11 protein-coding genes and 1 tRNA gene are annotated in these 11,037 nt (G+C 46.1%); 3 read left to right on the forward strand and 9 right to left on the reverse strand.

The features are described 5' to 3' along the window. Positions 1-67: 67 nt before the first annotated feature. The 6 genes from lon to DMI82_RS16930 all read right to left on the reverse strand — a co-directional run bounded on the left by lon (position 68) and on the right by DMI82_RS16930 (position 7,706). Entirely contained in the window at positions 68-2,380 is a 2,313-nt protein-coding gene (gene lon / locus DMI82_RS16905) for an endopeptidase La (protein WP_092068692.1), read from the reverse strand. A 17-nt stretch (positions 2,381-2,397) separates the two neighbouring features. Beyond that, positions 2,398-3,711, reverse strand: a complete 1,314-nt coding sequence (clpX, locus tag DMI82_RS16910; protein ID WP_022426169.1) for an ATP-dependent Clp protease ATP-binding subunit ClpX — start codon at positions 3,709-3,711, stop codon at positions 2,398-2,400. A gap of 111 nt (positions 3,712-3,822) precedes the next feature. Further along, entirely contained in the window at positions 3,823-4,404 is a 582-nt protein-coding gene (clpP, locus tag DMI82_RS16915) for an ATP-dependent Clp endopeptidase proteolytic subunit ClpP (RefSeq protein ID WP_015527365.1), read from the reverse strand. Positions 4,405-4,428: 24 nt separating this feature from the next. Further along, a complete protein-coding gene (gene tig / locus DMI82_RS16920; protein ID WP_015527366.1) occupies positions 4,429-5,715 on the reverse strand; it encodes a trigger factor in 1,287 nt (428 codons plus the stop codon). A 156-nt stretch (positions 5,716-5,871) separates the two neighbouring features. Beyond that, positions 5,872-7,152 (reverse strand): InlB B-repeat-containing protein, encoded by a 1,281-nt coding sequence (locus DMI82_RS16925; protein WP_022426168.1) that lies wholly within the window; start codon positions 7,150-7,152, stop codon positions 5,872-5,874. Then, the gene (locus DMI82_RS16930) at positions 7,149-7,706 is read right to left on the reverse strand and encodes a DJ-1 family glyoxalase III (protein ID WP_110104051.1); all 558 of its coding nucleotides are present in this window, start codon (positions 7,704-7,706) and stop codon (positions 7,149-7,151) included. Before DMI82_RS16930 ends, DMI82_RS16925 begins: the two co-directional genes overlap by 4 nt. A 182-nt stretch (positions 7,707-7,888) precedes the next feature. Here DMI82_RS16930 and DMI82_RS16935 point away from each other — a divergent pair, with 182 nt between their 5' ends. The 3 genes from DMI82_RS16935 to proC all read left to right on the forward strand — a co-directional run bounded on the left by DMI82_RS16935 (position 7,889) and on the right by proC (position 9,344). Further along, positions 7,889-8,353 carry a CYTH domain-containing protein gene (locus DMI82_RS16935; protein WP_110104048.1) on the forward strand — a complete coding sequence of 155 codons (465 nt, stop codon included), beginning with the start codon at positions 7,889-7,891 and terminating at the stop codon, positions 8,351-8,353. Between the two features lie 57 nt (positions 8,354-8,410). Further along, positions 8,411-8,481: transfer RNA gene (locus tag DMI82_RS16940), tRNA-Gly, on the forward strand. A 68-nt stretch (positions 8,482-8,549) separates the two neighbouring features. Next, complete coding sequence (gene proC, locus DMI82_RS16945; RefSeq protein ID WP_110104049.1) at positions 8,550-9,344, forward strand: pyrroline-5-carboxylate reductase; 795 nt, start codon at positions 8,550-8,552, stop codon at positions 9,342-9,344. Positions 9,345-9,434: 90 nt separating this feature from the next. On the opposite strand, the gene DMI82_RS16950 is transcribed toward proC, so the two are convergent. The 3 genes from DMI82_RS16950 to DMI82_RS16960 all read right to left on the reverse strand — a co-directional run. Then, positions 9,435-10,457: a threonine aldolase family protein gene (locus DMI82_RS16950; RefSeq protein ID WP_110104050.1), complete on the reverse strand. Its 1,023-nt coding sequence runs from the start codon at positions 10,455-10,457 to the stop codon at positions 9,435-9,437. Between the two features lie 100 nt (positions 10,458-10,557). Further along, entirely contained in the window at positions 10,558-10,851 is a 294-nt protein-coding gene (locus DMI82_RS16955) for a helix-turn-helix domain-containing protein (RefSeq protein ID WP_173759912.1), read from the reverse strand. Beyond that, on the reverse strand, positions 10,851-11,037 hold a 187-nt coding region (locus DMI82_RS16960; protein ID WP_146207182.1), incomplete at its 5' end, for a transposase. The genes DMI82_RS16960 and DMI82_RS16955, both read right to left, overlap by 1 nt.

Here is an 11,037-nt window from a genome sequence, read left to right on the forward strand (position 1 = left end):
GTTATTCCTCCCTTTTCTTTTAAAAGCCCTGTCCTGAAGGTCAGGGCAGGGTTTTTCTGTTTTTTGTTTATGCAAGAGCTTCACCGAGAACTTCTTTCATGTTATCCACAAACCGGATATTCAGTCCCTGGATGATCTCTCTGTCCATCTCCTCGATATCCGGACGATTTTTCTCCGGAACAAGGACTTCTTTGATCCTGGCATATTTAGCTGCAAGCAGCTTCTCTTTCAGTCCGCCGATCGGAAGCACACGGCCTCTTAAGGTGATCTCACCGGTCATGGCAAGATCCGCACGTACCGGTTTTTCGATAATTGCAGACAGCATGGCAGTTGCCATTGTAATACCGGCAGACGGGCCATCCTTCGGAACGGCACCCTCCGGAATATGTACATGCATATCATGCTTCTGGAAAAATTCCGGATCGATCTCATATTGGTCAGAAACCGAACGGATATAACTGATACCTGCCTGTGCAGATTCCTTCATCACATCTCCAAGCTGTCCGGTAAGAAGCAGCTCGCCTTTTCCGGGCATGATATTGACTTCGATCTGCAGGGTATCACCGCCTACCTGTGTCCATGCAAGACCGCGGGCGATCCCGATCTCATCCTTCTCATTGGCCATCAGATAGTTATATCGTTCTTTGCCAAGGAATCTGGAAATATTTCTGGATGTGACAACTACCTTATCCTTACCCTCTTCCATGATAGCACGTGCAGTTTTTCTGCAGATACGTCCGATGCTTCTCTCCAGAGAACGGACTCCTGCTTCCTTGGTATAGTTGTTGATCAGCTTGCCAAGAGCTGCCGGCTGGATCACCAGCTTGCCTTCCGGAATACCGTTGATCTCCATCTGCTTCGGGATCAGATGTTCCCTTGCGATATGTTCCTTCTCATTTTCCGTATATCCCGGGATTTCCATCAGCTCCATACGGTCAAGAAGAGGTCTCGGGATTCCCTGAACATCATTTGCAGTGGCAATAAACAGTACCTCGGAAAGATCCTGGGGAATCTCCACATAGTGATCATTGAACTTACTGTTCTGCTCCGGATCCAGAACCTCCAGAAGTGCTGCGGAGGTATCTCCTTTATAATCGCTGCTGGTCTTGTCGATCTCATCAAGAAGCATCAGCGGGTTGCTGACTCCGGCTTCCTTCAATGCGACTGTGATCCTTCCTGGCATGGCACCGACGTAAGTCTTTCTGTGGCCACGGATCTCTGCCTCATCACGGACACCTCCAAGACAGATGCGGACGTATTTCTTGTTCATGGCCTCTGCCACAGAACGTGCAATGGAAGTTTTTCCGGTTCCCGGAGGTCCCACCAGACAGAGGATTGGACTCTTTCCCTTGTGGGTCAGCTTACGTACAGCAAGAAATTCCATGATACGCTCTTTGACCTCTTTCAGTCCGTAATGACCCTCTTCCAAAACCTTCCATGCGTTCTCAAGATCCTCGGAATCCTCGGATTTCTTATTCCACGGAAGTGCAAGAACGGTTTCCAGATAGCCTCTCTGCACCGTTGCCTCTGCAGCACTGGCTGCCATTCCTTTAAAACGGCTGATCTCCTTAGAAATCTTCTCTTTTACTTCATCAGATGCATCCAGCTCCTTCAGCTGTTTTTTAAATTCATCGATATCATCAGCAGTATTCTCCTCGCCCAGCTCCTCACGGATGGTTTTCAGCTGTTCCCGGAGGATATACTCTCTCTGATTCTTGTCGATATGGGATTTCACCTTGCGCTGAAGATCTTTGGTGATATGGATCACCTCGATCTCGCTGCCAAGAAGCGCTCCAAGGATCTCATAACGGTCATTCAAAGACACTGCTTCCAGAAGCTTCTGCTTGTTCTGATACGCCATCGGAAGATTTACTGCGATCTGGTCGATAGTTTCCTGCACATCTTCGATGTTCATGATCTGGGTTACCAGATCCTTGCTTACTTTTCCGCTTTCTCTGCAATATCTCTGAAAAAGCTCCCGGATGCTGCGAAGCATGGCGTCCTTTACCGGTTCCGGGTAATCCTCTTCCTGTGCCGTAACGATCTCGCATTCCGCCTTCAGATATGGTTCCTCCTGCTCCAGGCCCAGAACCTCTGCCCTGTCCAGTCCCTCTACCAGAACCCGGTAAAGATCCTGCGGAAGCTTCACCACCTGCTTGATATAAGCGACGGTTCCTACCTGATACAGATCCGTAAGTTCCGGTATTTCCACCTCAGGATCCTTCTGTGTCAGCAGAAAGATCTTCTGGTCATGGAGCATGGCTGCTTCCACGGCACGGATGGATTTCTCCCTGCTCACATCAAAGTGTACGATCATATCCGGAAGGACTGTAGTCCCACGGAGAGCGATCATTGGCAATATATTGACCTGATTTGTCATTTATGTCATTCCCTTCATCAAGCTGTTTCCGGCTTGCCTTTCTTTCTCGAACGGGATGTTTTGCGTCCTGCTTTTTTTGCAGGAGCCTTGGCCTCCCCGTGGATGATCTCCGGCTCTCCGGTTCCCTCCACTGCCTCTTTTGTGACGATACACTTACGGATGGTGTCGTCCGATGGTGTCTTGTACATCAGATCCATCAGGGTATGCTCCATGATGGCACGAAGTCCTCTGGCACCTGTTTTTCTCTCAAGAGATTTCCGGGCAACTGTCTCAAGTGCTTCATCCTGGAACTCAAGCTGCACGCCATCCAGCTCAAAAAGCTTGTCGTACTGTTTTGTGAGGGAATTCTTAGGCTCCTTCAGAATACGGATCAGTGCTTCTTCATCCAGAGAATCCAAGGTTACCACGACCGGAACTCGTCCGATAAACTCCGGGATCAGACCGAATTTAATAAAGTCCTCCGGCATAACCTCCTTCAGAACTTCGCCCACATTGCGGTCTTCCTTCTCGGAAACCTCTGCTCCGAAACCAATGGATTTGGTATCCTGTCTTGCCTCGATGATCTTCTCCAGTCCGTCAAAAGCACCACCGCAAATGAACAGGATGTTTGTAGTATCGATCTGGATAAATTCCTGATGAGGATGCTTTCTTCCTCCCTGAGGAGGTACGCTTGCAACGGTTCCTTCCAGAATTTTCAGAAGTGCCTGCTGTACGCCCTCACCGGACACATCTCTGGTGATGGAGGTATTCTCGGATTTTCTTGTGATCTTATCGATCTCATCGATATAGATGATTCCGTACTGGGCACGCTCAATATCATAATCGGCTGCCTGAATGATCTTCAGAAGAATGTTCTCAACATCCTCGCCAACATAACCTGCCTCTGTGAGAGTAGTGGCATCTGCGATGGCAAAAGGAACATTCAGCAGTCTTGCCAGTGTCTGTGCAAGAAGTGTCTTACCGGAACCGGTCGGACCAAGCATCAGGATATTACTCTTCTGCAGCTCCACGTCCAGGTTTCTTGAAGCAAGAATCCTCTTGTAATGATTGTAAACAGCTACGGAAAGTGCCTTCTTGGCATCATCCTGTCCGATCACATACTCATCCAGGATACTGTGGATCTCTTCCGGTTTCAGAAGGTTGATCCCTGTTTCATAATCTGCCTCATGATCATACATACTGAATTCTTCTTCCATGATCTCGGAGCAGATCCCGATACATTCATCACAAATATATGCTCCATCCGGACCTGCGATCAGCTTGCGTACCTGATCTTCAGTCTTATGGCAAAAGGAGCATCTTACCTTTCCTTCTTTTACTTTATCTGCCATATCTTTTTGTTTCCTTTCTAAGCGTAAATGTCCGTCTCTCGCAGACATTTAAAATTCCTTTTTAAAGCAAGATAAGACTCCTGTGTCTTTACAGGAGTCTTTTCTTACGCATTATTTGTGGATCACAACACCGTCGATCAGGCCGTATGCCTTAGCTTCTTCCGCTGTCATATAGTTGTCACGGTCAGTATCTTTTTCCACAATCTCAAGAGGCTGTCCGGTATTCGCAGAAAGAATCTCGTTCAGCTTCTTTTTGGTTTTTGCGATCTGGTCAGCTACGATCTGGATCTCTGTAGCCTGCCCCTGTGCACCGCCTGATGGCTGATGGATCATGATCGTCGAATTCGGCAGTGCATATCTCTTGCCTTTGGCACCGGAGGACAGGAGGAAAGCTCCCATGCTGGCTGCCATTCCAAGGCAGATCGTAGATACATCGCACTTGATATACTGCATTGTATCATAAATTGCCATTCCGGCAGTTACAGAACCACCCGGGCTGTTGATATAAAGCTGGATATCCTTGGAAGGATCTTCTGCTTCCAGGAAGAGAAGCTGCGCAACGATCAGGTTCGCACTGACATCGTTTACCTCTTCTCCAAGGAAAATGATTCGGTCCTTAAGAAGTCTTGAATAGATATCATAACTTCTTTCTCCTCTGCTGGTCTGCTCAATGACGTAAGGTACTAAACTCATTTTGCCCTCCATTTCCGAGGTTTATTACGCCTCTACAGCTGCATCGGCAACTAATGTAACAGCTTTCTGAACAGCCATATCTTTCTTCATCTGCTCCATCTCGTTCTCACCGATGAGATCTTTTAATTTGTCTGCTTCCATCTTGTACATCTCTGCCATCTTGGAGATCTCTTCGTTAACCTCTTCCTCTGTTGGCTGGATGTTCTCTACCTCAGCGATCTTCTCAAGAACAAGTCTTGTCTGGATTCTCTTAAGAGCCTGTGGCTTCATGTCTTCCATCATCTTGTCAACGCTCTGGCCTGTGAACTGGAAGTACTGCTCCATGGAAAGACCCTGGGACTGCATTCTTCTTGCGAAATCGTCAAGCATCTGACGTGTCTGTGTCTCGATCATTGCCTCCGGAATATCCATCTGTGCATTCTCGATCACTTTATCTACTGCTGCATCTTCTTTTGCACGACGTGCATCTTCTGCTTTCTTCTCTGTCAGGTTCTTCTTAACGTCTTCCTTGTACTCAGCAAGTGTATCAAACTCAGATACATCCTTAGCAAAGTCATCGTCAAGCTCCGGAAGCTCTTTTGCTTCGATCTTCTTAACATCGCACTGGAATACAGCTTCTTTGCCAGCCAGCTCTTTTGCCTGATACTCCTCCGGGAATGTAACCTTAACTTCTACGTGATCACCTGTGTTAGCACCAACAAGCTGCTCCTCGAATCCCGGGATGAAGGTGTTGGAACCAAGTGTCAGCGGATAGTCTGTTCCTTTACCGCCCTCGAATGCCTCACCATCTACGAAGCCCTCGAAATCGATAGTTGCTGTATCGCCGTTCTGTGCTGCACGATCCTCAACTGTGATGGTTCTGGAGTTTTTCTCCTGCTCTTTCTTAAGCTCAGCCTCAACTTCCTCGTCTGTTACCTCTGTCTCAGACTTCGGAACCTCAAGTCCTTTATAGTCACCAAGAGTTACCTCTGGTTTAGTAGCTACTTCTGCTGTAAAGATAAATGGTTTGCCAGGCTCAACCTGTGTTACATCGATCTTAGGCTGGGAAACGATCTCAAGATCACACTCAGCAAGTGCTTTGCTGTAATGCTCAGGGATCAGAGCGTTTGCAGCGTCCTCAAGGAATACTCCCTTTCCGTACATCTGCTCGATCATTTTTCTTGGAGCTTTTCCTTTACGGAATCCCGGAATAGAAATTCTGCCTTTTGCTTTCTGATATGCATTCTGCATTGCTTTGTCAAGATCCTCGGCGGAAACCTCGATTGTAAGTTTCGCCATGTTTTTCTCCATTTTCTCCACCTGTAAACTCATGTTTCTTGTTCCTCCTTAATCATATCGAGTAAATACCTTATATAAAATAGTTAACACTCGCATTATATATTTACAGTCATTTCTGTAGTATAGCATAACCACTGTAAAAACGCCAGTATTTTTTTCAGTTTTCCATATGCCCCCACAGGGCATTTCTCAGCTGCCCACGTCCTCAATGTTAAAGTAATTTTCTGTCTTTCTTATGTTGTTAAGACAAAATGTAAAAATCCTTTTATAAGTTTTAGGCGTATAATGAACACCATCGTCTGTACCGTCTCCCGTATTGGATACAGTACCATATCCGGTCCGCATCAGATAACTGTAAACATCAATATAGTGGTACTGACTTCCAAGCTCACCGGCAAGACCGCTGTTAAAAGTCCGGACATCCTCACATTTACGATTCTTGGTACTTCCCTTTTCCCCTCCATTGATCGGATTCACAGACATATAATACAGACTGCAGTTTTTCATGGAAAGCTTTGTTCCCAGCTTTTTCATATAAGACACGTACTGTGAGAGTCTATCATTCAGATCCTGTTTTCCGTTAATATCTCTGAGATCATTGATACCATGATTAAACACCACTGCGATCTTTGCGTATTTTTCATTTTTACGATATTTTTCTATTTCTTTCAAAAGAGCCTGTGCGCCCGTTGACTTCAGCCAGCCCAGTTCCGTATTAGAACGGCATACAAAGCTGACATGGCTGTCCACATACTCCTTTCCAAACTGTTCGTACAATACCTTCTGAAGACCATATGTCCTGGAATCTCCCACAAAGATGATCCTTTCGTAATTCTCAGGATAATGAAAGCTGTTCCTGACCAGATTCGGTTCCTGATACCGCCAGAATCTCACCGCATAGAGATGCATGGTTCCACTGACTGTGATCACCTGTCCGGCTTCATACCTTGGTGCAGTCTTCTGACCTGCCCTGGTAGACCATCCAAGGAATGTATAATTCTCTTCATTGGCCATCACCGGTAGTTTCAGTTTTCCGCTTGGAGCCTGGATGATCTTGTAGATATCTCCGTCATTCCTGTGCAGGATCAGTTTGGGATTGTTCTTCTTTTTTATCACTGCATAAAACGTTACATTTCTTTTTACAAAATATTTTTTTCCCGGCTTATATCCTGCCTCCGCTCCTCCTTTTTTCAGAGACCATCCTTCTGCCTGATATCCTGCTGGGACCTGCGGCACTTTGGGAATCGTGATCATGGAACCATATTTCTGTTTCTTTTCCAATTTTTTATATATAGCAGAGGAGGCTCCTCCGCCTGACCTGAAAGATACGGAATACACTTTTTTGCAAGCATTCCCGAATGTATCATCCGACCAGTCAAAGCCGGCAGCTGACACCAAATTTCCTGTGGCTGTCATCAGTATAACAAAAAGCGCCACTACCCACAGGACCTGTTTCATCTCTTTTTTCATGCTCTTACATACACCACCGATTCAGCGATCTCTTCTGCCTTTGCGCTTCCCTCCAGCTGTCCGATCAGGGAAAGGCTGAAATCGATGGCTGTTCCAAGGCCTCTGCTGGTAGTTACATTTCCATCTACCACTACAGGCTCCAGAGATGTTCTGGCACTTTTAAGCTGTTCCATAACAGATGGGTACGATGTAGCATTTATGCCTTTCAGGAATCCAAGTCTCTCGAATATACCTGGTGCCGCACAGATAGCTGCTACCTTGCCACCATTCTGATAGAAATCTGTCAGAAGCTCAGTCAGCGGTTTATATTTCTCCAGATATTTTGTTCCCGGCATTCCTCCCGGAATTACAAGCATATCCGCATCGGAAAAATCACATTCTCCAAAGGTACGGTCTGTAAGAAGATCGATCCCATGAGAGGTTCTGATCTCTTTTGTCTCTTTGATAGATACTGTCTGGATGTCGATCCCGGCTCTTCTCATCAGATCTACCACGGTCAGTCCTTCAATATCTTCAAAACCATCTGCGAAAAAAATATATACTTTACTCATGATCCTGTTCATCCTTTCTTTTATAAAATCCATAAATATTTTCTGTATTCCCCATTCCCTTCCATAATGCTTTTTTCATCTGAAAATGTCAAGAAATTTCAACAGATATGCCATTGCAAATCCTGTTTTTTTCCTGTAGACTGAACATAATATCTTTTCATTTCACAAATCCGGAGGTTTTTTATATGGAGATCGAACGTAAATTTCTGATCCGGAAGGATGACCTTCCGCAGGATCTGGCTTCTTATCCCTGCCACAGAATCGAGCAGGGGTATCTTTGCACTTCCCCTGTCGTCCGCATCCGCCGGCAGGATGATGACTATTTTCTTACTTACAAATCCAAGGGTCTCATGAGCCGTGAAGAATATAATCTTCCGCTCACCGCTGAAGCCTATGAGCATCTGAAGCCTAAAGCAGACGGTATCCTCATTACCAAGGACCGCTATGTGATTCCGGAAAAAGACGGACTTTTTATTGAACTGGATGTGTTCCACGGAGAATACGAGGGAGTTCTTCTGGCTGAGGTGGAATTTCCTACAGAGGAAGCCGCCAATGCCTACACTGCGCCGGACTGGTTCGGAGAAGATGTAACTTATTCCACCAGATATCATAACAGTACCATGAGCCAGGGCTGGCAGATTAATAGCTGACCGAATCTGAAATCGCACTTGTATTTCTTATTTCAGGTGCTATAATTAGTAATGCAGGCAGATATAGTTCATCGGTAGAACATCAGCTTCCCAAGCTGAGGAGGCGGGTTCGATTCCCGTTATCTGCTTTCATTGCCAAAGAGGGCACGCAGTCAGGCGTGTCCTTTTTTATAAATTTCAAGGAGGATTTTTGTTTATGAAGATTGGATTTATCGGATGTGGAAATATGGCCTCTGCCATGATCGGCGGTATTCTCCGTCAGGGGATCTTTTCAAAGGACGAGATCATTGTTTCCAACCTTACAGAAGAAGGCAGAGCGCGCAGTGAAAAAACTCTTGGTGTTGTCACCACTCTGGATAACAATGAAATCGTCAGATCTGCAAAAACTGTCGTTCTTGCAGTAAAGCCGCAGTTTTATGAGGAAGTTCTCACAGAGGTCCACGACAGTCTCACGACAGAGCACACCATCATCGGAATCGCTCCCGGCAAGACTCTTGCATGGCTGGAAGAAAAAGCCGGTCTTCCTCTGAAAGTTGTCCGTTTTATGCCTAATACTCCTGCACAGGTTGGGGCCGGAATGACTGCTGTATGTACCAATGACCGGGTTTCGGAAGACGAACTGGCAGAAATCCTTAAGATCACAGACAGCTTTGGCTGTACCGAAGTGGTACCGGAGCGTCTGATGGACGCCGCAGGCGCTGTAGGCGGCTGTTCACCGGCTTATGTGTTTATGTTTATCGAAGCCATGGCAGATGCCGCTGTCAGCCAGGGAATGCCTCGTAAGCAGGCTTATAAATTTGCTTCCCAGACTGTTCTCGGCAGCGCAAAAATGGTTCTGGAAACCGGCAGACACCCGGGAGACCTGAAAGACATGGTCTGCTCACCGGCAGGAACTACCATTGAAGGTGTCCGCACCCTGGAAAAGAGCGGCTTCCGCAGTGCCGTATTCGAAGCGCTTACCGCAGCTGCTGAGAAGGGTAAGAAGTTATAATTTTCGAAAACAAAAACTCCGTGAGGTCTGCATTCACCCGGACCTCACGGAGTTTTTCCATCTCATCTCTTTTATCGTCTGCCGACAGCCCTACAGCAACTCGATCAGCGCGTCAATATCTTCCATTTTTGTTCCCCAGCTTGTGGCAAAACGGATCACTGTATGATCTTTATCATATTTTTCCCAGAAATCAAACTGAACTTCTTTGCCCAGTTCTTCTTTCTTTTTATTTTCCAAAACTACAAACTGCTGGTTCGTGGGAGAATCCATAAAAAGCTGATATCCTTTTTCCTGAAGGGCTCTTTTCAGCTTCATAGCTGTTTCAATAGCATTTTTGCTGATTCTTGTATACAGATCATCGGTAAACAGTGTGTCAAACTGGATTCCCAGAAGACGGCCTTTTGCCAGAAGGGCTCCCTGCTGCTTCACCATAGTCATAAAGTGCTTCGGAGCTTTTTTCGTAAAGACCACTGCCTCACCGCAGAGTGCTCCTACCTTGGTTCCGCCGATGTAGAACACATCTGTACATCTGGCTATATCCTCAAGTGTCACATCTGCTTCCGGACTTACCAGACCGTAGCCAAGTCTTGCTCCGTCCAAAAACAGCGGAAGTTCGTATTTATGGCATACCTCGGAAATTTCCTCCAGCTCTTTCTTCGTATAAAGTGTTCCGTACTCTGTCGGATGGGAAATATAAACCATTCCCGGAAATACCATATGGTCGTGACTTTCATCACCATAAAAAGTTTCCACATAATCTGTGATACTTTCTGCTTTGATCTTTCCGTTTTCTGCCGGAAGTGTCAGTACCTTATGTCCTGTATACTCGATTGCTCCGGCCTCATGACAGCTTACGTGTCCGGTCTGCGCCGCAAGAACACCTTCATAACGGTTCAGGACAGAACCTATGATCGTGGCATTGGTCTGAGTTCCTCCCACCAGGAAAAACACATCTGCATCCGGACAGCCACAGGCTTTACGGATCTTCTCCTTTGCAGAATCACAGTATTTGTCTGTGCCATAGCCGGAAAGCTTCTCCATATTGGTTTCCAGAAGCTTCTGGAGGATCGCCGGATGGGCTCCCTCGCAGTAATCGTTTACAAAAAATAACATTTTATTTTCTCCTCATCTGTATTTTCATTTTATTTGACCGTCTTCCCCGGAATGATCTTACAGGTAGAAAACGATTTGAATTTACAGGAAATCGCCCCCTTCAATAGGAAGCCCGTTTCTGAAAGAAATTCACAAATCCCCGGTCGAGATCCCGCAAAGACTGCTGTAATGCAATGGAATCTGCTGCTTTCAGAAAGGCAAACTCCTCTTGCTTTTTCAGTTCAGTCAGCATGGCGGAAGTCTGGGAATAGCCGATCTTTTCCCCATTTTCATAGCCTTCCTTACGCATGGCAAGTCCCCGGTTGTAGATGAACCGGCAGCATCCCAGGGTCTGATGGATGAAGTTTTTCTGTTCTCTGTTCGGGTAGATCCTGAATTTAATTCCTTTTTGCATTATCCCATCTTATCCTTTTGTCTCTGCGATGTTTTCTGGTTTTCAATATACTGTTTTACTGTTTCCAGCGGAGCACCGCCCACCGTCGATACAAAATAGCTGTTTGTCCAGAGAGTCGGCATTTTCGTTTTAAGATAGGGAAATTCCTGTCTTAAAATTCTGGACGTATAGCCTTTAAATGACTTT

Source organism: Blautia sp. BCRC 81119 (assembly GCF_003184505.1).
Lineage (GTDB): Bacteria > Bacillota > Clostridia > Lachnospirales > Lachnospiraceae > Blautia_A > Blautia_A fusiformis.